This window comes from Luteolibacter pohnpeiensis, from assembly GCF_016595435.1.
In the GTDB taxonomy this organism is placed as follows: Bacteria; Verrucomicrobiota; Verrucomicrobiia; order Verrucomicrobiales; family Akkermansiaceae; genus Luteolibacter; species Luteolibacter pohnpeiensis.
Window position 1 is genome coordinate 88,742 of the sequence record NZ_JAENIJ010000011.1, and the last position, 24,657, is coordinate 113,398.

Annotated in this window: 17 protein-coding genes; 7 read left to right on the top strand and 10 right to left on the bottom strand. The window is 52.8% G+C overall.

Going from position 1 to position 24,657, the window contains the following annotated elements; translation table 11 throughout:
• Nucleotides 1-34 precede the first annotated feature (34 nt).
• Both JIN85_RS08915 and JIN85_RS08920 read right to left on the bottom strand, forming a co-directional pair.
• Nucleotides 35-1,339 carry a putative NADH:ubiquinone reductase complex subunit gene (locus JIN85_RS08915; RefSeq protein WP_200269784.1) on the bottom strand — a complete coding sequence of 435 codons (1,305 nt, stop codon included), beginning with the start codon at nt 1,337-1,339 and terminating at the stop codon, nt 35-37.
• On the bottom strand, nt 1,336-3,177 hold the full coding sequence (locus tag JIN85_RS08920) for an RNA polymerase sigma factor (RefSeq protein WP_234047330.1): 1,842 nt from the start codon (nt 3,175-3,177) through the stop codon (nt 1,336-1,338). Before JIN85_RS08920 ends, JIN85_RS08915 begins: the two co-directional genes overlap by 4 nt.
• Here JIN85_RS08920 and JIN85_RS21345 point away from each other — a divergent pair.
• Nucleotides 3,058-3,342: a hypothetical protein gene (locus JIN85_RS21345; protein WP_234047332.1), complete on the top strand. Its 285-nt coding sequence runs from the start codon at nt 3,058-3,060 to the stop codon at nt 3,340-3,342. The genes JIN85_RS08920 and JIN85_RS21345 overlap by 120 nt on opposite strands.
• Before the next feature lie 180 nt (nt 3,343-3,522).
• Here the strand turns inward: JIN85_RS21345 and JIN85_RS08925 are convergent, their stop codons facing one another.
• Together JIN85_RS08925 and JIN85_RS08930 are read right to left on the bottom strand one after the other, a co-directional pair.
• Nucleotides 3,523-6,783, bottom strand: a complete 3,261-nt coding sequence (locus JIN85_RS08925; RefSeq protein ID WP_200269788.1) for a LamG-like jellyroll fold domain-containing protein — start codon at nt 6,781-6,783, stop codon at nt 3,523-3,525.
• Between the two features lie 191 nt (nt 6,784-6,974).
• Complete coding sequence (locus tag JIN85_RS08930; RefSeq protein WP_325108829.1) at nt 6,975-8,852, bottom strand: serine/threonine protein kinase; 1,878 nt, start codon at nt 8,850-8,852, stop codon at nt 6,975-6,977.
• Between JIN85_RS08930 and JIN85_RS21350 the strand changes: the two genes are divergently transcribed.
• Nucleotides 8,815-9,000, top strand: coding sequence for a hypothetical protein (locus JIN85_RS21350; RefSeq protein WP_234047333.1), 186 nt, complete (start codon nt 8,815-8,817; stop codon nt 8,998-9,000). The genes JIN85_RS08930 and JIN85_RS21350 overlap by 38 nt on opposite strands.
• A gap of 40 nt (nt 9,001-9,040) precedes the next feature.
• On the opposite strand, the gene JIN85_RS08935 is transcribed toward JIN85_RS21350, so the two are convergent.
• Nucleotides 9,041-9,799 carry an RNA polymerase sigma factor gene (locus JIN85_RS08935; RefSeq protein WP_234047326.1) on the bottom strand — a complete coding sequence of 253 codons (759 nt, stop codon included), beginning with the start codon at nt 9,797-9,799 and terminating at the stop codon, nt 9,041-9,043.
• A gap of 43 nt (nt 9,800-9,842) precedes the next feature.
• Nucleotides 9,843-11,051 carry a substrate-binding domain-containing protein gene (locus JIN85_RS08940; RefSeq protein ID WP_200269792.1) on the bottom strand — a complete coding sequence of 403 codons (1,209 nt, stop codon included), beginning with the start codon at nt 11,049-11,051 and terminating at the stop codon, nt 9,843-9,845.
• A 137-nt stretch (nt 11,052-11,188) separates the two neighbouring features.
• Here JIN85_RS08940 and JIN85_RS08945 point away from each other — a divergent pair, with 137 nt between their 5' ends.
• The 3 genes from JIN85_RS08945 (at nt 11,189) to JIN85_RS08955 (ending at nt 17,961) form a co-directional block, all read left to right on the top strand.
• Nucleotides 11,189-13,180 (top strand): endonuclease/exonuclease/phosphatase family protein, encoded by a 1,992-nt coding sequence (locus JIN85_RS08945; RefSeq protein ID WP_200269794.1) that lies wholly within the window; start codon nt 11,189-11,191, stop codon nt 13,178-13,180.
• A gap of 99 nt (nt 13,181-13,279) precedes the next feature.
• Nucleotides 13,280-13,972 (top strand): hypothetical protein, encoded by a 693-nt coding sequence (locus JIN85_RS08950; RefSeq protein ID WP_200269796.1) that lies wholly within the window; start codon nt 13,280-13,282, stop codon nt 13,970-13,972.
• Nucleotides 13,973-14,115: 143 nt separating this feature from the next.
• Nucleotides 14,116-17,961, top strand: coding sequence for a GH92 family glycosyl hydrolase (locus tag JIN85_RS08955; protein ID WP_200269798.1), 3,846 nt, complete (start codon nt 14,116-14,118; stop codon nt 17,959-17,961).
• A gap of 70 nt (nt 17,962-18,031) precedes the next feature.
• On the opposite strand, the gene JIN85_RS08960 is transcribed toward JIN85_RS08955, so the two are convergent.
• The gene (locus tag JIN85_RS08960; RefSeq protein ID WP_200269800.1) at nt 18,032-18,853 is read right to left on the bottom strand and encodes an arylamine N-acetyltransferase family protein; all 822 of its coding nucleotides are present in this window, start codon (nt 18,851-18,853) and stop codon (nt 18,032-18,034) included.
• A gap of 116 nt (nt 18,854-18,969) precedes the next feature.
• A complete protein-coding gene (locus JIN85_RS08965) occupies nt 18,970-19,722 on the bottom strand; it encodes a siderophore-interacting protein (protein WP_200269802.1) in 753 nt (250 codons plus the stop codon).
• A gap of 156 nt (nt 19,723-19,878) precedes the next feature.
• Between JIN85_RS08965 and JIN85_RS08970 the strand changes: the two genes are divergently transcribed.
• Nucleotides 19,879-21,432, top strand: a complete 1,554-nt coding sequence (locus JIN85_RS08970; RefSeq protein ID WP_200269804.1) for a hypothetical protein — start codon at nt 19,879-19,881, stop codon at nt 21,430-21,432.
• On the top strand, nt 21,429-23,165 hold the full coding sequence (locus JIN85_RS08975) for a hypothetical protein (RefSeq protein ID WP_200269806.1): 1,737 nt from the start codon (nt 21,429-21,431) through the stop codon (nt 23,163-23,165). Before JIN85_RS08970 ends, JIN85_RS08975 begins: the two co-directional genes overlap by 4 nt.
• A 176-nt stretch (nt 23,166-23,341) precedes the next feature.
• Here the strand turns inward: JIN85_RS08975 and JIN85_RS08980 are convergent, their stop codons facing one another.
• Entirely contained in the window at nt 23,342-24,421 is a 1,080-nt protein-coding gene (locus tag JIN85_RS08980; protein ID WP_200269808.1) for a transposase, read from the bottom strand.
• Nucleotides 24,418-24,657 (bottom strand): hypothetical protein (locus JIN85_RS21355; RefSeq protein WP_234047327.1); only part of this gene is annotated, 240 nt, incomplete at its 5' end. The genes JIN85_RS21355 and JIN85_RS08980, both read right to left, overlap by 4 nt.

Consider the following 24,657-nt stretch of genomic DNA (forward strand, 5'->3'; position numbering starts at 1 on the left):
TTGCACCTCTGTCCTTTCTCAATCACCGAACATGTTATTTTCGCAAAAGGTAGTTCATCCGCTCCTCCAATGCTGCCCTAGTTTCACCATCGGGAAGAGTGGCAATCTTTGAAATTGCCTCGTCAGGAGCCAAGTGAGCAGCCGAGAAAACAAATTGTTTGATCAGTGCAGTTCTCAGATCTGAATCTTGCACAGTATCCAACCATTCTGAAGCAACGTAAGGATCCGTCGGAGACCAACGGACTACAAACTGCTCAAGAGGATGAGCCATACCAGGTGTAAGTGGTAGGCTCGTCAGCCATGTAGCCCATCGCTCGGTTTCCAGAATTTGAGGGCATTGAATGAGGTTTGCAACAATTGCAGTTTGCTCGTCTTGAGTCAACCCGCTCTCCATCAAGCTGCGCCCATCATCAAATGTCCAACTCGGGATGGAATTGGCAACTGCAGATAAATAATCTTTCCTGATCATATCCAAATAAGCGGAATGTTGATTAGACACACGGCTTTGCGCATTTGTGAGTGCATTCCAAAATGCGAGATGTTCGGTCTCATTCCTCAGATCGTTGGCAACCTGCCTCCCGAACGTGTCAAAATAGTGATTCGACAATTCAAATGAGCTGTAAGATTGGGTCCACTTATCCAAATTGTCGTTATTGAAGAGTTTCTCTGGATCCGTCAATGCAAGTACCTCAGCATAGACTTTAAAAATTCTCGGATTCCCGCAGATCGGATTTTCTATCCTTGACTGCTGTTCATACCACTTCTTAAGCGCGATTGGATTGGTTAAAAACCAATCATGGAAAACATGACCCGCAATTTTTTCTCTTTCGGGCAAATCAGGTATTTCCGCGACGATGTTTACGGCATCGATGGGATGTTCTCTGCTATACCACTCCATGAAATTGGAAACTAAATTGCCACGCATTTCTTCATCGAGTGATGAATCGTGGATAAGAAGCTGTAGCAATTCTTTCATCTGATTCACATTCAACGACGGAATCAATTCTAGAACTTCTTCGGTATCCATGTCAGCATTTTGTGATGCCTGATTCAGTTCCGCTAAAGCTCTCTGATCATCGTTGGATCTGGGTCCGCTCTCAAGTTGACGGCGTTTTACAAATTCCATAATTATCCCAATTCGTTCCGCTGCATCGATTGGGTTAACTAAATTCTTTGGATTCTTTGGATTCTTTCGCTCGATCCGCACCTCCCGTGATCTAAGCTTGTCATGTTTCCTATATTTATCCAACTCATGACAAAATCTCGCATGTCGAGCATGCTGGATACCGCACAAAATAGCTCCAGATACAATAAAGAAGACAACAAAAGCAATTTTCATTGATTCGTTCTTTGGGATTTTAACTGCTGAGTTATTGATTTTCTTTTATCGGGATTCTGAATCTGCGAGGCAGCCTCCAACGCTCGATCCATTGTGCCTGAAAAATCGTGCTTTGAGAGGGTGCTGATGATGTCATCGTCCGAGCGATTTCTCATTTCTGCCAAATCGGAAAGTGCGAGCAATGCCATATTGGTTCGATGCTCATTCTGAGCAAATTTTGCTTTTCGAAATACTTCCTTGCTGTCTTCCACCGACAGTTCTGTATCCAGCCATTGGATTAACTCATTTGTTATTTTTGATTCATTTATTACGTCATAGGGGATGCTGTCATGAATTAGCATGCGCTTGGCAACCGATTCTGTGAGCAATAATTTCTCCTCGCGGGTGACATTGACCTCTGAAAGAAAATGAGTCGCTTTCTGAAGGTTGAGAGATGAATCGCTTTGGATGAACGACGTAATTTTTGAGATGATTTGAGCAGAGGATGAACTTGGCAGAGATTCCCTCCACAAAGGCAGGAGCTCTAAATAGGTCTGAAGCGTGTCGTCCTCGGAACCAAATTGAGGGCGTGCTGCCGACAGAAGATTATAGCGCCCCGACGAATCATTCGCCGGAGTTTTTTCTATAATTTCACGTGCTTTATCGGGATGATCATGAATCAATCCCAATATCAGCGGTCCACTCAATTTACGGAGAATCCATGTAGAGTTCATTTGATAGATAGAGACCGACGCGCTGAGATTCAGATACCATTGATAACAGATATCGCCATCTTCTTTGGCCCACAGGGTGACCATTGGACCAATCGAATCAGGAATCAGAAAAATATTAGCTCCCTTGGCGGAATAAGCATCAGTGACCGTCGTAACAGCGAGTCCGGGGTCTCTAGCGCCGAGTGTGTTGATTAAATTCGTTAATAAGACATCGATTTTCGTTCGATTGTATTTGAGAACAGCGGATCCTTTGATCAATCGGATGATCTCCTCAGAAGAAATTTTCTCAAGCTGCGCAATAAAGCGCTTTTCTACAGCACCGCCAGTTCTCCGCGCTTGATCTTGCTCATTGAGCAGCGGGATCAAACCGATACCTGTTGTTCGATCGATATTCGAACGGAAGCGGCGGTTAACGTGAAGCAGATCGCTTCCACGATTGGAAGCTGCTTGTTTCAAGCCTAACAATTGAGTCTGAGTCCGCGAAATCGCGATTTGTTGGAGACCGGCTGGGAGGAAACAGAGCAGCAATGCTAAGGGGATCATAGCCTTGGATTTCATGGCAAACATCAAGTTCAGACCAGTGCTCGAGTATCCACTTGTGCCATGGAGAGCGCCTCCGATCACGGATTTCATCAGGGCTGGAGGCGCGGCTTTTGCCTGCTCTGCGGTCAAACCGGTTGCGATCGTGCCACCCCCAAGCGACACGCCTTTTGCTCGAAGCAATCTGGATAGTTTTTCCAAAGCGCGGCGCGATTGCTTCTGTACGGCTGCAGGCGATTTCCCCAACACCACTGCGATTTGTGAAAACGGCAGCCCTTGAAAGTAGTGCAACAAGATCACCCTGCGATCGCTTTCCGAGAGCTTGTCGATCGCGATGTCGAGATGAGGAAATGTTTCCACAAAAGCGGATTCTTCCTGAGTTTGTGGAGGTTCAGCAAGAAATTTGCGGCGTCGTTGTGATGACTCGGAGCGCATGGCTTTGGCGGATTCATAAACTATCGCACGATGCAGCCAGGCGGGAAGCAAGTCAGGTTTCCGCGCAAGCTTTTCCGCTTTACTGGCCACCGCGCACAGCACGTTCTGACAGGCTTCTTCGGCAAGTTGACGGTTCCCGGTGCGACGCAATGCAACGTGAAAGATCAACCCAAGGTATCGTTCCGCCAAGGCACGGAAAGCCGCTTCATCGCGGTGCTGTGCGTAAGAAAGAAGAAGGAATTCGTCGGAAAATTGCATCGATTTTGCCCATATAACACCTGGACAAGTCCAGATGCGGACAAAAAATTTTCGTAAAATGTTCTCCTCGACTCAAACGCAGCACTTCACCGAAGTGAAAATCATGTAAGAGTGAATACCAGAACAGCAAACCAATCAGCCATTTCGACGCAGATAATCTACTATACTGTCCTTTTCTAACAAAATGAAAACCCTTCTGATGGCTTGCAACACCAGAGGGGTTTTCGATGCCGAATCTCAAGGATTCTGTATCACCCGGAAGAAGACCTTTGGCTCGCCATTCAAAGCTGGAATCGTGCTTAGATCGATCGATACGCTGGTGGTGATACCCGTAACGTCCCCAATCGTTTGGATGTCGATCCAGTTCGACAAATCCATCGATGCCTGCACCACGTAGGTTTCGTCTGTTGCTGAGTTGAACTCGAAGTTTACCGAACTAGGTGGCGTGCCTGAGAAAGTGAAGTTGGCGATCTTGATTTCCTCCACGGGTGGCTCAACCACGGTATCTTTCGAAACCAGTGCCAAGCCAGCAGTGGGGATGATGCTTTGCTCCGTCCCCGATGAAAGCAGAGGGTAGCTGAAAAACGCACCCGCATCCCGTCCACCGACAACTTCCCACCATGATCCGGAAGTGCTTTCGAAATAGACGGTTTCAATGCGATAGCGCCCGACTGCTAAGTCGACATTGGCGTATGTTAGACTGTTTCCTGTCGTTACGTCCGTGATGATGGCGTTGTTCACATCACTGTCCGGGGCTTGATCGATGCGCGCGGAGTTTGGCAGGTTGGTCGCGATGATTTGTTTGAATGCAGGATCCGGCAAGCCGTCTTCCCCGTAAATATACAGTGCGCCTCCATCGTCACCACGATACCCCAGGACATAACTTCCTGCCTGCGTCACTACTAAAGTTCCCGTAGCACGGGCTGCTCCCGAGTTATCCACAGCGGATGTATCGAGCGGCCAGGCACGACTGTTGCCAATGGGTCCTTCGACCCCATCTTCTGGATCTCTGAAATTCAGATCAGGCTGAGTCGTGACCGCGCCAGTTGGCACCGGGTCCTGAGCGAGAGTGTAGTCAATCCGTTGATTGGCCCCTGCAACGGTATCTGGAAACTGACTGAGGCCGAACAAGGAGCTTTCCATGGTCCAGCCAGGGTCTTCGATTGACGGGACATTCACAACTGCAGGGGGATTATAGCCCACAGGCTTGAATCCATCTGCGGGATCGGTTCCGTGAAGGAACTCACCAAAGGCATATCCAACTTGATAGTAGTAGTTCCCGGTATTTTCGACATGGATAAAATCGATGTCGTATGTCCCGGATTGCAGATCTATCGTAGCGCGGGTGTTGGTTTGGCCGGTTGTATTGAAAAACAGCTCGTTTGGATGCGACATCTCAAATCGCCCTGCGCGATCGGCTCTAACAAAAGTCGCGCGCTTGAAGGCGGGTGTCGGCGTGCCATTCACACCGGTGAAACGCAGCAGGAAGCTATCGTCACTGCCGATCGCAAAGGTATATGTCCCTGAGGTTGAGACCACCATTCTGCCCTTCGCTGTGGTCACGACATTATTGTCATCTCCCGATTGATTGCCGGGGAATGTTTGCACGAATGACAAATATGGCGCGCCCCCACTGTCTGGGTCCTGGAAATTCAAATAAGGCTGAACCGAATCAATCGTCATTTGATCGCTGTCGGTCGCATCTCGCATGGTATTGCTGAGAAATGTGTTCGCTTCATCCAAATTGGTTACGAGAGTCCCTGGTGAACCGGCCTGAAGGTAGGTTCGCATTCCAAAGGTTCCGCTATCGCCATCGGGTCCGGGGAGATTGGCCAGATACCGCTCACGAAATGCTGGGATACTCGGATCGTCTGGCGTGCCAACCAACTTCCATAGGTTGGTATCAAAATCGTAGACATATTCGCCCGGAGCCCAGGCAACTTCATAAAATCCACCACCGGTCCCGTCATAGCCGAGATAAAGAATATCATAGGTTCCAGCCGCATCGAATTGGTAGACTCCGCGGGTGTTAGAGTCAGATGTTCCCCCATCTCGATAGATAGTCTTCGCATCCAGTGCATCAATGGAACCATCACCACTCGAAGAAATGAATCTGCCACCGGAGGCACCACTGACTCGCATGGCGAACCCGTCATCACTGTGAACAGAAAAAGTATAGGTTCCTGCAGCCGGGACTTGAATCTTGGTTTTGCCAACCACCACCCAGTCGTCCCCGGCGCTTGTATTGCTCAGCACATCGAAGTCATTGTTGAAATTGCCGCAAGTCGTCACACCATTGGTATCAGGATCTGAATGGTTGAAAACCGGTGACGATCCCTCAAAAATAGCCGGCATGGTGGAGGCATCCTGGGTCGCGATCAACACTGCATCAGCGATCGATGAGGTTCCGCTGGTGACGATCTCGCGGATCCCCCAAGTGCCGACACTCCCTTCAATCCCCGGGATGCTGGTTGGCAGCCGCAACGTGTCGAACGTTCCCGTGACTGTTGCGGTTCCGCCGCCGATGAGTGGAACACCCAAGCTGAAATTGTAGGCAGTGCTCGCTGTTAGAGCGGCTTGGAAATGAATCGTCGTCGTTCCTTCAGATTTTTCGACTTGAAGGTTCTCCGCTTGAACCTCTGCACCATTCAAGGAAAGTGTGAAATTTCCGGAAGCATCCGCTTGGACACTCGAAGCATCATTGATGGTGATCGTCCCCGAGTTGAGTGCATTTACCTCGACCGTTCGAAGTTGCAATTCTGCCAAATAGGTTTGCAGCAAATCACTGGTGATGGCCTGCACGTTCTCCGTTTCATCGGTGTTATAGAGTCTGACTTCACCGATCTGTCCGTTGAACGGCAAACTGCCGGTGGCAGTCATGGCACCAATCGAAAAACCATTGGAATTCCTATCGCTGCTGCCTGTGCCAGATTGGGTCGCAACCTGAAGACCGTTCACGTAGAGCGTTTCCACGCCTGTCGCACCATTCCAGGTGAGGACCGCAACTTGAAGCTTGCTGAGTTCAATTACCGGGGAACTGATCGTAAGGTCCGGATTACCGATCCCGGCGACGACCTTCGCCCCACCCCAGCCCAAGCCCCAATCGTTGACAATGCCGGCTTCTTCCATTCCTACCAAACCGGAAGCCTGGTAATAATTCGCCGCACTGGCACCCTCCTCCATCGGGTAGAAGGCAACGGCCAAAGTAAATTGGGTAGATGCTGCCAATGGATTATCTGCAGCTTCCACCTGAAAGTATTCACTGATCAAATCAACCGCCCGGTGACCATTGAAATGTTCTTCCGTGGTAAATGGTCCATTCACAGCAACCGCTGGAATGTTATCAACCCTCGAGGCCCAGGAGCTATCACCTTGGGTATAATCATCACCTACCCACTGGCCTACCATTGCCGCGTCACTACTGGTAGAGAGCATAGCCGTCAGTGCCGTAGCAACTAGCAGGCGACCCACCGTCAATTTCATATTCGATGCTGTCATGGATTTTGAAATATCAATCCGATGGATCATCAAAGATGAAATATCCCCGCCATCGGCGATCGCAGAGAAACGCTGTTTAGCTTATGGGTCAATTCAAAGGGCCGCCATTTAAAGTGAATATATTGTCACTGAATAGAACTCAGTAAATCCACCTTGCGAACTTAGATTTTATATAACACAAACTTCCTTATTCACAACATAATCCAGCGCCATTGCAGAACTATCATAAGCAGGATAATCATCATTCCTGAACAACAATAAATCCATCTGGGTATCACTCTGCCATGACGTTGAAATGAGCCACTCACTCTTGGATTCAAAAGAGAAAGAAACCCCCAGGCGCCAAATACCAGCCCGAGCAACATACCTACCAGTAACAACGGGCTCCATATCTTCCAGATCAACCCAACAAATACAATATGGGTTGTCACCATCGAACAAAGTGCCCCAAGAAGCGCCAGAGGGTAGCCGCGTTTGCTACGCATTTCGATACTCCCCCAAAGCACCAATGCTTGGAGAATAATAGCCACCGGCAGCAGATTGACTTGCACCCAAGAGTCCGGGGAATGCATGGGACCCTGCAATGTTCCCAGCGCTGCTATCAGGAGTAGAGCCAAATTGAATCCAGCAGCGCTTATCAGCCCGATTCCAGGAATTTTGATCCACCAGATGTGTTCCTGATTGGAGAGTTCAATCACTTGAGAATGGTCCGTTAACTTTTCCTGCACTTGCGGGAATGAATGGGATCGGACACTCACAAGCATCATCAGCCCCCAGATACCGGTTCCAATTTGTGCCAAGGCAAGCATGGCACTCAAAACATCGCTCCATCGAACCACCATCATGAAAAATCCGAGCAGCAAAGCGATTGCGCAGCCAAAGACTGACCAATTCCTAGAGCTGCCGATTTTCATACGATGGGCGCCGTAGACACCGAGGAGATTCAGGACCAGGGCCAAACAAAGAATCAGGTAAGCTAAAACCACAAAGCCCGGTGTGTAGCCGTATAACATTTCAGCATACCGAGCAGGTATCGTAAAAGCGGGATGGTGATAGCCAAGTTCCAATGGCAACAAACCTCGATAGGGAATGCTGGCTGAGAAATCCCCATTCTTGAATCGGATGAATAATGCCAACCCCGAAATTAGATTCAATCCGGCGGCAAGGCTGCTTGCAATCATCAGTCCGCATGCAGGTAGAATGAAACGATTCACATTCATTCTTCCCACTGGCCGTTCCGCACGTGCAGATGAACATTCTGATTTGTTCCAACTGCTCGAAATGAACATCACCTCCGTCTTTAGCCCACTGGCGTGTTGATACCGATTCGCCGGCTCAGGATTCATGGCTCTCCTCACCACATCATCGAGCCGCGCATCGACCGGGGTTTTCACGGATGGAGCCATGAAAGACTCTCCAGGCAACTCACCGGTCAGCATTTCATAAATCACCACTCCTAATGCATAAATATCCGCCCTGTTGTCGACGTTTTCAGGATCAGTCTTCTGCTCAGGTGCCATGTAGCATGGCGTGCCTACAGAGTGTTTATCCGTAGGAGAAACAGCATCTAACAATTTCACCAGTCCGAAGTCGGCGACCTTTAATTTCCCATCCAAATCCATCAACAAATTCTCTGGCTTGATGTCGCGATGGACGATTCCCCGGTCGTGCGCGTATTGCAGCGCGTCACACAGAGGAGACACGATCGCGAGCGCTTGCTCCGGAGTGAACTGATGGGAGTTGAGCAGCTGTCGAAGATTGGCACCGTCGACAAATTCCATGAGCAAAAAGTAGAATTCATCGATCTGCCCGAAATCGTGCACCGTTACGATGTTCGGATGATTGATCTTCGCCAATGCCTGCGCTTCGCGCATGAACCGTTCTTTGAATTCGGGGTTCTGCTGGCACTCGGGCGCTAACAGCTTCAAGGCGACCCATCGGTCGAGTGATATTTGCCGGGCCTTGTAAACCACTCCCATCCCACCGCGCCCCAGGCAGGCATGGATTTCCAAGTGAGGAAAATATTTTGCGATGTCTGCAATACGAGGAACTGGCCTAGCGGTGCTCATCTGTTCATCGAACAGAGACTGGGTCTCCAAATTGATCGCAGCCAAACAACGCGGGCAAAGCCCTTCTGGTGCATCCTCAGGCAGCGGGCATGAACAACGCGGGCATGCTGGTGAGGAAAATTCGGATGAAGTCATGCCTATGGAATAAGACTGCGATTCCATTTGTTACACATCGAGGATGAATTGACTCAACCCCGACTCAATACAGAGACGACATAACGAATTTCTTCCTCGATTTCCTGATCGTTGGCTACCGTGGAAGCGATTTCCTCCCGAAACATTTCACGGAACCGTTTTCTCAATCGATGCGCCGCCACCCTTGCCGCGCCTTCAGTCATATCCAGAGCTTGAGCAATGTTCTGATAGGAAACCCCTGCCCGATCAGCGGTGAGAGTGGTCTTCAAGGCATCAAATTCCCTCTCCTTGCCCGAATTGGAATAAGCCGTCCTCAATCGCGCCATGGCTTGATCCAGCAAAGTAAGCGCCCACCTCCGCTGATAGATTTCATCCGGTGCCAATCCAGCAGTAGCTTCCCTCGCAAAGCGATGCTCAGCAACGTCGGCATCCAGCGAAAAATGAGTCATGTTGCCACCGCGTTTCTTTGCGTTCCCGCGATCCCATTCATTCCATAAAAACCGGTTCAATGCCATTAACAGAAACGTGCGGAACTTGCCTTTTTCACGCTGAGCCGAATGCAAATAGCCTTTCTCTAACAATTTGGCAAAAAATGCCTGGGTCAGGTCCTGAGCATCGTGGATGGAATGCCCCTTGCTCCTTACGTAGACATACAACGGATACCAATACGTCTCGCAGAGTGATGCCAAGGCATCCGCACCATCCTGGGATGCTGGTTGGCGCGCATCCGCCACCACGGACCAACGGGTGGTCAGAAACAGGCGTTTCTTGGCATTTGGATCTGAGTTGAGCGGCATGGCTGGCGATTCCATTCATAAGCAATTCGCCAGTTTTGTTACAGCCGCGATTGCGAAATCATTTGCGGGATTCCCGGTATTCTGCCGGACGCCGACCGGTGCCAGCTTGAAAAAATCGGCTCATTTCGTGAGCACTCACAAAGCCCATCTGTTCCGAAATTTCGGCGAGCGTGAGCGATGAATGATCTAACAGATGATAGAGATGGCGCAGTCGAACCCGCTGGATTTCCTGTTTGGGACTGCGTCGCAGGTATTTGATGAACCGCGCCTTGATGGTGGTGAGCGAAAGCGAGGACGACTCTGCAAGCTCGGTCACACGCAGTGGATCCGCAGGGGCTTCACGTTGGATTTTCCGCACCAGTTGAAGAATTTCCGGATCGGGAATGGCAAACGTGTCCGTTGAATCCCGTGCAACCACGGGATCGACCGGGATCTTGATCACCCGATTTTCCTGAACTACACCACGCATCATTTCTGACAAAACCGATGCCGCAGCCCGGCCTAACTCTTCCGCCGGAAATGGAATGCTGGTGAGCGCTGGGTGGTTGGCGTGGCAATAGGAGAAATCATTGCCAAATCCAATCACCGCCAGTTCATCCGGCACGCGAATGCCCAGTTGATCCGCCGCGCGCAAAACCACCGCGCCGAGGGCATCATCCACAGCGAACAGCCCGCAAGGTTTTGGCAATTCGGTTAGAATCCGGCTCACTTCTGCCTGCACTTCGATCCAGCTTTCTTTTTTCCAAAGCGGGCGTCCTTCCAAATAGTGGACTTGAGGTGCGATCGAATATCGGGCGAGCTCGGAGCGATATCCGATCAACCGCTGGCGCGGATAATGGCGGAATCCTGGGGCAAACTCGGATTCCTGATAGAGCGTTTCGCCACGGGCGAGAAAAGCGAAATTCGGCAGCGCGCACTCGATCAAATGCCGGGCCGCCAAGCGCCCGACCTGCTCGTTGTCCGGCACCACGCGCGGAAATCCGCCGTCCGGACCTTCGCTGCTGGTTAGAACCACGGCGATCCGCCGCGCCCGCAGCTCTGCCAGTTCTTTTTCTGTCGAGCGATACAAAATCAGCCCGTCGCCCTGCCATTTTCCATCCAGTCGGATGCTTTCCATTTCGCCAGCGGAGCTATTTTCCGTGGCGATGTTCCAGACCTCGCCATTGCGCATGAAATCGACAATTCCTGGCAAAACCCGTGGCGTCAGCCCCGTCCAATCGGGATAACGCACACCGATCTGGCGACGGATTTCCGATTTCTGTTTCATGTGCGTGAGACGTCCTATCAGCGATGCCCGGATCTGGGCAATGCATTCCTATTCAAAGTCCATGTGACGAAAATGCCACCTCGAAAGCGATTCTTACCCATGCACAACACGCGGCTATGGCAACAATCGGGACCGATATGAACCCAACCCGACCCTCAATTTTCAAATCGTTCACGCCTGCCCGGCGATTCGGCATCCGCCTGATGTCGGGATTGGCGCTGAGCCTGTGCGCCAGCGCCATGATCGCACGCGCTGCCACACTCGAACCGAGCGAACCGGAATTCCAGATCGGGGAAACCATCACACTCCATTTCTCCGGCGGTCCGGGAAATGCGACCGATTGGATCGGCCTTTATCCCACCGGCATCACACCGTCCGGGAACCCTCCTTCCTTGATCTGGAAATACACCAGCGACAGCCAGAACGCCGGAGGGTCTTTGACTTCTGGCAGTGTCCATTTCACCGAGCCGGGGCTTGCCGCAGGAACCTATCAGGCCTGGTTTTTGGCGAACGATGGCTACAGCGCACTTGCCGGCCCGGTGCCGGTGGTCGTTGCTGCGGATGTGAACTTCATCCCGGTTTGGCAGGTTGAAAAAATCGAGCTGCTTCACGCAGTCGGCGGGTCGCCCTATACCGGAAAAATCTCCGCGTATGCGACGACTGGTGGTTTGAGGAAATTTTCCAAAACTGCCGGGCCGGATTGGCTGGCCGTCGCGGAAAATGGTGAGTTGTCCGGGACTCCAGGTGAGGCCGACCACGGGCTGCAGACGTTCACCTTTCAAGTCGCGGGCGCGCAACCGGACGCGGTCGCCGAAATTTCCGCGACCATTCAGATCGACCATCCCGGCGAGCAACTCGTTCCACGGTTCAAGGTGATGAGTTTCAACAATTGGTATCAATGGACGCGGATGGACGACGGTTTCAACAAGGCGATCCGAGGGATTGTGAAATCGGGCGCGGACATCATCGGCCTCCAGGAATCGACCAACGCTGTCGCCCAGCAAGCAGCCGATGAACTGGGATGGCATCGCGCTTCCAGTGGCAGCGGCAGCGCACAAATCATCAGCCGGTATCCGATCGTGGAAACCTACACCGCTGGCATGGCGGTGGGTGCGCGCATTCGATTGGCCACCGATCCGGTGCGCGATGTGATCCTGTTCAACTGCCATCTCGATTCATCGCATTATGGACCGTATGCGGCGGAGATTGACGGCGCCACCGTCAGCAGCGTGCTGGCCGAAGAAAACAAATCGCAGCGGGCGACCCAGATCGCTGCGATCCTGCAAGCGATGACGGCAAAACTTTCCGCTGCGGATGAAATCCCGGTTTTTCTAACAGGCGACTTCAACGCACCATCACACCTCGACTGGACGGCTGAAAATGCAGCCGCGCACGACCATGTGGGAGCCATTCCCTGGCCGGTCAGTAGCCAGATCGCCGCTGCTGGCATGATCGATTCATTCCGCCTCAAGCATGCCGATCCGGTGAGCGAACCGGGCACGACCTGGTCGACCTTGCAAAAAGGAGAGGAACCGCAGGACCGGATCGATTTCGTTTATCACAAGGGAGCTGGCCTGAAACTGATCGACTCCCAGGTTTTTCACACTGAAGTCGAAGTGACCATCGGCCGCTATGGCTCCGACATCAGCCCGATCCGTGGAAATTCCTGGCCGTCTGACCACGCGGCAGTCCTAAGCACCTACGCATTGGGAGCAGCCGATGCCGATTCGAATGGCATGGCTGATGGTTGGGAAAAGCGCTGGTTTGCCCAGCTCGGCAATTCGCCGGAAGCGGATGCCAATCACGACGGCATCAGCAACCGGGACTCCATGCTGTTGGGAATTTCTCCAACCGGTGAGCCGCAACCGGCCATCGAGCCGCCAGCCAGCCCGGGCGCGACGTTCAATTTCTCCATCTCCGACTTTGCCTTGGGCTACGGCTTGATGATCGAGCATTCCGCTGACATGCGGCAATGGTTGCCATTCTGGGCTTTCGATGAAGACCCGTCATTCACGGATTCTAAGATCGACTCAGCGACTCCGCAGGGATTCGGCGATTGGAAAATCGCGATTCGAGATCCACTTCCTGCGGCAGCGGCCCGATTCTATCGGGTCACGATTCCGCAGTGAAATCCGGCTTGGACGAAAATCCACGGCGTTCGACGAAAATGCAACTTTCGCCGCTGAACGACTGAGCCTCAGGGTGTTTGATACCTCACTGCAATACCCATGAAGTTGATCCACCCAACCCACTTCGCGAATCGTCTCGTTCGATTCGCCATTCCGCTCATCGCATTCGCCCAGATCGGTTCAGCCGCCGTCGTTTTTACTGAAGACTTTGAAGGCGGAACCAACGCGTTCGGCCTTCCGACTTACGGTTACAACGAAAACTACACGCTGGCCAACTCGCTGACACCGGCAGCCGGTTCGCGCTATGCCCACGGCGGAAATCCCGCCGGTGCGGGCGAAGTCATGTTCGAAGTTTCCTTCAGCGCGCCTGAGCTTTCACTGACCGAGCTGGGATACACCAACGAGATGGTGGATTCCGGCACGCTCAATCTCACGCTCGCCGCCCAGTTCAGCACCTACCAAAGCCAGAACGATTTCGCGATCGTGTCCGTCCAGTTCCTGGATGCATTGGGCGGTAACCTCGGAAGCCCGATCGAAATCGGCGGTTCGGATTTCGTTTCAACCTTGAGCGGCGGAACCGGTTCAAGGGGCTGGGACACGGACTCGCTGGAGTCGGCAATTCCCGTCGGCGCACGCAGCATGCTGTTGAGTGTTTCCGAAAACAAAACTCCGCAGGGTGCTTACATCGACGGTTATGTCGACAATGTCACCGTATCGATCGTTCCGGAGCCGAGCGCCATTTTTCTTTGCATCGCGGGCCTGCTGCCATGGTTCTTCCGCCGCCAGCGGTAAGGGACTCAGTAGGAAAGATCTGCCGGGGCGAAGGTCGGATCGTCGGGGATTCGGCCTTCGTTTTGGTCCGGCGGCTGCGGCTTCACCAGCCATGATCAGGTTGACCGCGCGAAGGGTGTGGGTCAGGTTTCACGGCGTTGAACATGACACCTCATTTCCGCCACCAACTTCCAACAGGACTTACCGCTTCCATGATGCTCATGGCGATGCCACTCGCATCGGTAGCAGCGGATTCAACGAGCTTTTCCTCGTCTTTCGAATCCTACGAAACACCGCAGGTTTTCGCCGACAAGGCAGAGCCCGCGACCGCCGGACGGACGTTCCAGCAAAATGTCGCTGGCAAACCTGCCAACTCCCTCGCTGAATTCATCACCAAAATCAGCGCCAGCGATGAGAATGCTCCGAACGAAACCGCTGCTCGTTTGGCAGACGCGGACGCGAGCAGCAAATGGCTCGTGTTCAAAAATTCCGGTTGGATCCAGTATGAACTTTCCAAGCCAGGTGCCGCAGCAACTTACAGCCTGACTTCCGCCAACGATGCACCGGAACGCGACCCACGCGATTGGAAATTGATGGGTTCTAACAATGGTTCCGACTGGACGGAACTCGACGCGCAAAAAGATCAGTCATGGGACAAACGCCAGCGCGGCGTGACCAAGCGATACACCATCAAATCGCCAGGCAACTACACTTTCTACCGGTTGGAAATTCTGTCCAACCATTCGACCGGCACCCTGCAACTTGCCGACTGGGATCTCGCAACTCAGGAAGATCCAGCCGCGAAACTTTCGCCGATGACCACGCAAATCGGCAATGGTCCGCAAAGTGGCTACAACATCAAAGAAAACATGGGCTTCACCGGCTACAAGGCGCTCCGCTATGCCGGTCGTCACACCGCTGCGGGAGAAGGTTTTGCGACCAACCGCTTGTTCGATGTGAATATTCCGGTCGGTAAAGACTCGCGTCTTTCCTACCTGATTTTCCCGGAACTGACCGCGACCGATCTTCAGTATCCATCGACCCATGTGGCGGTGAACTTGAAGTTTACCGATGGCAGTGAGCTGTCCGATCTGAATCCGTTGGACGTTTACGAAATTTCGGCGACCGCCAAAGGCCAGGGCACCGGCAAGATTCTGTATCCGAATCAATGGAACATGGTTCGCATCGACATCGGAAAATTTGCCGCGGGCAAAACCATCAGTGCGATCCAGCTGAGCTACGACAATCCCGGAGGCACGGCTGACACGGCATTTGGTGGATGGATCGACGATATTAAAATCGAAGCCGAGCCTGCAAAAATCGACGGCTCCAGCCTGACCCACTACGTCGACACCCGCCGCGGCACCAATTCTTCCGGCGCATTTTCCCGTGGCTCGAACGAAGTGATCACCACCATCCCGAATGGTTTCAACTTCCTGGTTCCCGTGACCAATGCCCGCGCGCAATCCCGCGAGTATTCGTATCAGCATGAAAACAATTCGCTGAACCGCACGCCGTTTCAGGGCCTCTCCATCTCCCACGAACCAAGTCCGTGGATGGGCGACCGCGATCAATTCTCGCTGATGCCGGTGCCAGGTGGCGCTGCTCCAAGCGGCGACCCGTCCGTGCGCGGCACAACCATGGATCATGCGAATGAAACCGCGCAGCCAGACTACTACGGAGTGAAACTGGACAGCGGCGCGATGGCGGAAATGACCCCGACCAATCGCGGCATGATCATGCGCTTCACCTTCCCGGGTGATCGCGGCAGCGTGGTTCTCGATTCGCCGACGGGTGACGGAGAATTCAACATCGATCCCAAAACCGGCATCATCACGGGCTGGATCGACAAAGGCGCCGGCTTCGTCGTTGGCCAAAGCCGGATGTTCGTTTCCGGAAAATTTGATCAACTGCCAATCGCCACCGGAGTTGCCGAAGGCGGCTATCAGCTGACCAAATACGCCGCCTTTGACACGAGTGAAAACAAAGTGGTGACCGTCCGTCTCGCAACCTCGCTGATCAGTCTGGAACAAGCGGGCCGCAATTTGGAAATGGAAGTCGGTGAAAAGAGTTTCGATGACATCCGGGCTGAAGCGCAAAAGATTTGGAACGATCGACTTGGCGTCATCACCGTTGAAGGCGCATCGGAAACCGAATTGGTCACGCTCTACAGCTGCCTCTATCGCTTGAACATTTACCCGAACGCCCAGTTCGAAAACGTCGGCACTGAGGCGCAACCCGACTATCGCTACGCCAGCCCGGTCAGTCCGAAATCCGGCGATGCGACTGCGACCAAAACCAACGCGAAAATCGTCGCCGGCCGGATGTATGTGAACAATGGCTTCTGGGACACCTATCGCACGACCTGGCCTGCTTACTCCTTGTTCTATCCGAACATCGCAGCGGACCTGATCGATGGTTTCACCGATCAATATCGGGATGGTGGTTGGATCGCCCGCTGGTCCTCACCTGGCTATGCCAACATCATGACCGGCACCAGCTCGGACGTTGCCTTCGCAGACGCCTACATCCGCGGCGTGAAACTCAAGGACCCGCTCGCGACCTATGACGCGGCTGTGAAAAACGCCTCCGTTCCATCGCGCAACCAGAACGTCGGACGCAAAGGCCTGACCACTTCATTGTTCCTCGGCTTCACTCCGAAGTCGGAGCACGAGAGTGTTTCCTGGGCGACTGAAGGATTCATCAACGACTTTGGCATCGGCAACATGGCGGCCAAACTCGCGGAAGATCCCGCCACACCGGAAAGCCGCAAAGCAACCCTCCGTGAAGAATCGGCCTACTATCTTGAGCGTGCGAAGAACTACGTGAACCTGTTCGATCCATCGATCGGCTACTTCCAAGCTCGCAATGCGGATGGCACCTGGGACCTTTCACCGGAAGAATATGATCCGACCAAATGGTTCGGTCCATACACCGAAACCAACGGTTGGAACTTCGGCTACCACGCGCCGCAAGATCCGCAAGGAGTTGCGAATCTCTACGGCGGCAAAGACAAGCTTGAGGCGCGTCTCGATGCCTTCTTCTCGACTCCGGAAACCTCGCTCGGGCCGATCCACGAAGAAGTCGAAGCTCGCGACGGCCGCTTCGGCCAATGGGGCGTCAGCAACCAAGTGAGCCACCACATTCCCTACTTCTACAATGCCGCCGGCGTTCCCGGAAAAGCTCAGGAGATCGTCCGCGATGCCCTGCAACGTTCCTTCGCCGGAACCGAAATCGGCCAAGGCTACCCCGGTGACGAAGATAACGGCGAAATGTCCGCATGGTATATCTTCAACGCTCTGGGCCTTTATCCGATGCAAACCGGAACCAACCAACTGGTGGTCGGGTCACCTCTGTTCGACAAGGCCACCGTGCATTTGGCCAACGGAAAATCCCTCGTGATCACCACCACGAACAACAGCCCGTCCAACGTCTATGTCCAGTCCCTTGAGGTCAACGGCAGCCCACACAGCAGCGTGACGATCAACTCGGACCTGTTCACGAACGGCGGCACCATGAACTTTGAAATGGACTCGAAGTTCTCCGATTGGGGCACTGGTGAAAACGATGGGCTCCCATCGCTTACTCAAGGCACGGAAGTCGCCAAACCACTCGCGGACATCACCGGCCTGAAAGGCGCGACGACCAGCTCGACCGCGTCTAACAACGTCAAGCCGCTGTTCGATGATTCCTCGGCCACCCAAGTCCGATTCAATGTCGCCAAGCCAACCGTGACCATTGAATTCGAAGCCGCGACCTCCGCGCCAACGTTCTACACCCTGACCGCTCCCGGCAGAGGCGAAAGCCCGTCCGCCTGGGTGCTGGAAGGCAGTGACAATGGCAGCGATTGGACCACTTTGGACGAGCGGAAAGAGGTGAGCTTTGAATATCACCGCCAAACCAAGCCATTTGAAATCTCCGAACCTAAGGCGTTCCGCACCTACCGGCTGCGGATCACTTCGGAAGGTGACAACGTAGCGCTCTCGGAAATCGAACTCCTCGCGCGCTAACGATCCGCTTGATTTGATCCATTGAGATCCACCGAAAGGGATCAGGTCAGTCGGCCTGGTCCCTTTTTCTTTATCCCACAGGTGTCATCATCTCCGCTGGGAACAAGCTCGCCTGCAGCACCGATCGGTCATTTTCCGGCATGCCGAAATCCCGAACTAACAGATCACGCAAATCCTCATCGCTTTCGATCGGACGCGTCTGCACCCGGCCATCAAGATATCGCAAGGTGTATTCTCCAAAAGCAATCACCCGCCAGTGATCGGCACAAGGCAAGGTCGTGAGCAGCGTTTTCCGGAACAACGATTCCGGATGGCTGTTGGTATACCAATTCCCGACTTCATAATCGATCGGCAGAACCGGTTTGAGCTCGAAGTGATATAAATCCTCCCAACGGTTCGGGCCGATCAACATCTGCTGGGTATAAACATTTTGGTCCAGCCGGTAGCGCCGCGTTTCGTGGGGTGTTGATTGGATCAAATCCGGTTCAAGCAGCAATGGCACCGTCTGCCCCACAGCTCCGAAGCCAACATCGGCAATCCAGCGATCGCCATCCAGCTCAACCAGCAACAGCATGTGAGTGAACCCCGAAGGCGGTTGATTCCAGGTAACCCGTGAGATCAACTCGGTGACCTCGAATCCAATCTGCCTCAACACCGCGGCAAACAAGGCGTTGTGTTCAAAGCAATAACCACCGCGGCGACCCGCTACGAGCTTGGCCTCAATCGACTCCAAGTCCAAATGCACACGCCGCCCGGTCCACGCGGCAAGATTTTCAAATGGGATGCTGGAAATGTGCGCCAGGTGCAGCGCGCTCAGAGTTTCGATCGTAGGCGAAGCGGTTCCGGTAAATCCGATGCGCCGGAAATAAGATGGCAGATCAACGTTTTGCATGCCCGCGACGATACAAATCCGATCTCCGGACGTCATCAGGAACCTTTGCAAACCAATGGAACTTAAGGTGTAGACAAAATGTCGCAATCAACGGGAACATGGCAAACTTGAGTCATTCAATCGACGTCCGGACTGACCAATGATTCATGGAAATCGGAACTACCATGTTTCCAGTAGGAGGCGATGCGCATGTGTTGCCGGTCCACCTGCTTTTCCTCGGCGAATATCTGTCGCAACGCCGACATCAGCTTTGCCTCACCCGCACACCAGACGAAACCTTCACCATCCGGTAGGATAAGCCGATGGATTGCATCGACCAGCTCATCCGGATCGGACATCCACTGAACCTCCGCATGCGAGAATTCCGAGAAATCGCGCCGATCCTCGTGATTGGGCAACTGCAGGCAAACCATCACTCGGGAATCGGCGGGAAGTTCTTCCAGCCGACGGTGAATGGCAGGAAGTCCTGCCGCATCGCCAACCAGCAGATGCCAATCGAAATCTTTAGAAATCACCATCGATCCACGAGGCCCGCCAATGGAAATTTGATCACCGATTTTCGCAGACTGTGCCCAATCCGATGCAGCACCGTGGGCATGAATCCCGAATTCGATGGTGAGTTCACCCTTCAAGAGATCAAAGCGTCGTGGTGTGTAGTCGCGCCGCAAACTCCCGCCGTCACCATCGGGCAGGAACAATTTGACGTGGTCATCAAAAGACAATGAGACAAAGTTTTTCAGCGAATCAGCGGCAAAAGTGATCGCCATGAAACCCGGGCTGATTTTTTCGATGCACTTTACCCGGACCTCACGCCGATGAAGTTCATGTCGGACGCGGTGGACTTTCTGCGATGGAATTGGATTGGCCATAATACGAATCGGACTTGTAGAAGCCCGGACCAAACGGAATTCATTTAGTTGCCCTTGTCAACCTTTCGTTGTCATTATCAACCATTTTTCACCGTCAAATACGCCACAAGTTTGATGCTTGAGTTCATACAATTCTTCTATTCAATGAACTCAATCATGCCTCCAAGCAACTCATCCTTACCGCGTGCTATTTTGTCGGTCGCCACCTTAGCGGTGGGATTTGCCAGCGGGTATTTGATTCATTCCACCTCGCCAAATTCAGAAGCACCTGCAGAGGCAGCACCTGACAAAGCGGCAAGATCGTCCTCTTCCAGTGGTCATGAAGACGAGACTCGCCCATTTACCAAAAACTCAGGAAATAGCATCCCTTCTGATTTAAGATCCTACGATAGCTTGGATGATTTGATGGCACTGAATGAGGACGATCTCTTTCCGAGGCTAGCCTTGTGGCTGGTCGATGCAGGACCGGCTGATTACGAAGACTGCTGGCACGCGCTCAGTGAAAAAACCACGCCGAATACGCGCATGCTGGACATGCTGTTTATTCGCTGGACCAGTGATGATCCGATTGCCGCCATCCAAGCAGCCGAAGGCACCTCTTTCAGTCATATCCCGTGGTGGGGGTGGTCGAAAAACGATCCGACTGCCGCGTATGAGTATGCCTGCGAGCATCAGCCAGATCAACTCGGACAAATTCTCTACGGCATTGGTCAAAGGGAGCCAGAAATGGCCATGCGACTTCTCCAAATGAACCCGGATGCCGGCAAAAATGGCTTGCCGGTCCGCGGCATCATCGAAGGCCTCACCAATACCGACCCTGAGGCTGCGGTGAAATTTTCATTTGAGAATCAGTCATACCTCGATTCCAAACCCCTGGAGGCATGGCTGCGCGAAGATCCTGTCGCAGCCTTGAAATGGATATTCGAAAAGCAAACTGCCATCCGCGGGATCAATACTGTTGAAACCCTAAAAACCCTGGAACGTGAGAACCCTGATCAGCTCCCTCAGCTCGCAGATTCGCTTCCTCATGGAAATCTCCGGAGGCAGGTGGAATCCATGATTTTCCAACAGCTCATCCGATCGGATCCTGAAAAGGCCATGGAGCAAGCGAGAGCCAATCCTTCGAAGAAAATCGCAGCCCAGCAGCTTGCACAAATTGCAGAAAGCAATCTCAAGGACGATCCGGCTCGTTCACTGGAAATATTCACCGAGATGTTAGAAGATAAAGTGGATGCAATTAGCTCAAAAAAAATCGAATATCAGGATGGAGCATCCTCTGAAGGTGGCGGCGGTGAGATGGCCAGCTTGATACAAGGACTGATCCAAACCGATCCCGAAGGGACCTTGAATGCAGCGCTATCCGTGCAGGGTGATGCTTATACCCAAACGACCTACAACATGCTTTATCAATGGGGGACCACGGATTCCACAGCACTCGCTGAGTGGGCAATCCATGTTGATAGTCCATCCATTCAAAAAAGCGCCTTGGAGGTCGTTTATTCCAAATACAAAGGCCAGGGTGATCTCGGTGCTTTCATTCCCACCATTGAGCAAATTGCCGGAAAAAATCGCCAATCCATCATGAGGCAATTCATCAGCGGGTGGTATTCAGACAATCCCGACGCCGCTTCCGCCTGGTTCAGCCAGGCAAACCTGAGCGCTGAAGACCGCGAAGCACTCTCACCTACATTTCAAACTTCGAATCGATGAAACCCATACACGTCACAGCATTGCTATTTTGCGTGGGCCTTGGCGCAGGATGGTTGATGAAGCACCCGACAAATCGCTCCAACAAGCCAGTCGTGATGACGTTGGAATCCACACGATCCAGCCATACGCGAAACAAGTCGAAGCGATCCTCCTTACCGACAAATGTAATCGCCCGGCTCGCCCCCGTGCACTCCGCACCGAATGCCCGTGAACGGCTACGGGCCACGATCCAGCTAGCATCGGAACTCCCGGTATCCGAGATGCCCGGGTGGTTCGCCCACAACGGATATGGGATCAATGATTCGGCATGCTTAAACGTGTTTTTCGACATCTGCCGCCGTCGCTGGCTGGAGGAAGATCCTGAAGGTTTGATGGAGGAGGGGCTGAATAAGAACTGGACCATGTTCAACGATATCGCCGCCCGGTGGGCACGGCTCGATCCAGATCGCGCGCTGGCTTTCGTCGAAGGCCAGGAGGACCCCAAAATCGCAAATAAGCTCCGGTCTGCGTTCCTACAGGGCCTGGTGGAATTACGGCCGAGCCAGGCGCTGGACTTGATTCTCCAAGCGTCAAAAAACCAGTATTTCGACGCAAGTACGGCGCTAACTAGTCTGGCGGAACATCATCCTGAATTGTTAGAGGCAACAACATCCCAATGGCCAAGCCCCCTGCGGGAAAATGCTGAAACCATTCTAACGGGTACCCATCTACAGAAGGATTTCATGAGCGGGCTCGACCACTTGCTAGAACTGCCAGACGCGAAAGTCCGTTTTGCCAAACTCATCCAAAATTTTCAAATCACCAGAAAACTCGGTAACCAATTCATTGACCATTTAGATCAACTTCCAGCTGAATGGATCGATGTCATAGCGAAGGATCAATCTCGAACCATTTTCCAGACGAATCCAAGCCGCTGGCTTGAGGCCGACTACGCTTCAGCTGGCATTGATACGAACACCGCAGACCGTCTTCGCAAGAATGCACTGATGGTGATGCGATACAGTGAACCTGAGAAGGCATTGACATATCTAACCGATCATCCATTGGACGACCAGACCTTCCGCTACACATACTCACAAGCGGTGATATCTCTCTCTGAGAAAGATCCAGCAGCAGCAAAGGAATGGCTCCAACAACTGCAGGAGGATGAAAATGGATTCAAGGATAAGCTGGAGCAACAACTCGACCAGAAACTTAACCAGCAAGGTGAATCCGATCGATATAGTTCTTCTTTCGACAAGCTGTTGGCAAATCCAAATGATTCCGATAATGCTAGGGATCTCCTAAACAAGCTCTACAGAATATCCGAAAATGAAGGGCAGAACTTTGCCAAAAGAATCCAAGCCTTGCCTGCGGCAGAACAAGCGCAGATGGCCCAGAGTTTAGTGAAAACGGGTAATGTCTCGTCCATCCCCACCAAACTTGCGGCCGATTTGATTCTTACCGCTGTCAACCATCCTCCGACCGATGAGGAGCAATCCACCATGTCAAATTGGGAAAGACAAACCAGTAAACAAGCTTCGGAGATCGCCGTAAATTTAGTATTGAATGACCCATCCGCTGCAACCCGATGGGTGCAAAAGCTTCCTACTGGAACAACCCGACAATGGACGCTTCGCAACATGGCCGCAAACTGGAGTGCTTACGACGCACCTGCTGTCAAAGCCTGGATTGCCACTCTGCCGAACGACGAGCAGGCAGATGTCTTGGGATATATGGGAAAAGATCGCTAGTTGATCGTTGTTAAACTCGATTTGTTAGATCTCCACCGAGACTCAACATCTGATGAATCAGCTTAGATTTTTCAAGTCACCAAGTCACAAATGCTCTCATCGGCACCAAGAGAAACTGCGAAGGAAAAATATTAGCTCTCAAATCCCTGTTACCTGTCACGCGTTACCTATCAGAGTCACCCAACTCCCCGCTTCAAATCTCTGATGCTCCAAAGCTGGCCGGATAATGGTGCTGCATTCCCGATCAACTTTCGTGCGCCATCTTTCCGCTTAGGACCAAAGCGCTCGCGAGTGGCTCGAAATGCTTCATTCACAAACAAGCGGCTACCAATCACGGCACCATCGCTAAAATAGCGGACGCGTCTTCGTAGCGTCGCAGCCATTGGCAAATCACCGTCATCTTTCGAAGATCTCTCCGCCTCCGCGCGTGAAATTCCTTTTCGCAAAGTCCGCTTCACGCGTTTTCCGGATCGGTCAATCACCTCTTCGGATTTCTCCAAAGCTCCTTCCATCAGCATCTTGCGATATTCCCGAGCGACGTCATTTTTCCAAAATCCCGCATCCGCACCGACACCTTTATGGGCGCGCAGTGCTCGCACCAATCCCGCCCTGGCTGTCTTGCCATTTCCTTTCGGGCCGCCGCCGATCGCTTCGCCATAACTGCTCCAGCGATAATCCGCCGGATCCTTCACCATGCCCGCACGGACTGGGTTCAAATCGATATAAGCCGCCATTGTCTTCGCAGCGAATCCGTCTTCGACGATCACACTCTTGAATCGATCTTCCCAAAGTCGACCTGTCCGGCCTTGCGTGCGGTTGAACCACTGGGTGAATCGCTGCAGCAGGCCCTTCATGAATTCGCCCAGGTCGTGCATGCGATACGTGAAGCGCTCGTGAATTTCCGCGATGCGCTTTTCCTGACCGAGCTTGCGAGCATCGGCCAGTTGCTCCGCAATTTCTGCGACGAACGCCTCGCTGTAAATCGCAGATAAGCGCTTCAACAGCAACTCGTCTGAAATCCCCTCTGCACTCATCGGCGGCACTTCGAGCAGCAAATGGAAGTGATTGCACATCAGGCAATAAGCCACCACCCGGCAGCCTGTAAATTTCTCCTGCATGCGCATCAGTGCGCGAAACTTTTCCTTCTCTTCCGCCCCGAACGCAAACCGCCGCTCCACCACACGTGAAATGCAATGGTAGAACACCGGTTTCCCATCCGAGTTCCGCCATTCAGCCAGCCAACGCGCCCGTCTCATAGCTTCACCCTACCCAATCCAAGAAATTCGGCAAGCTCGATTCTTACTAAAGGCCTGTCCCTTTGTAATGAAGGCCAAGGCCTGTCCCTTTGTAATGTCCCTTTGTAATGGTCACCGCCAGTCACGAAGGCTTCCGCAAGTATGCCGGAAAGCCCCGGAAGCGGAAAGAAGCGTTCAATCGTTTCATCGGCATCTGTGCGACCAAACGCATCGACCTCCGCCCGTTCCGGAGCGAA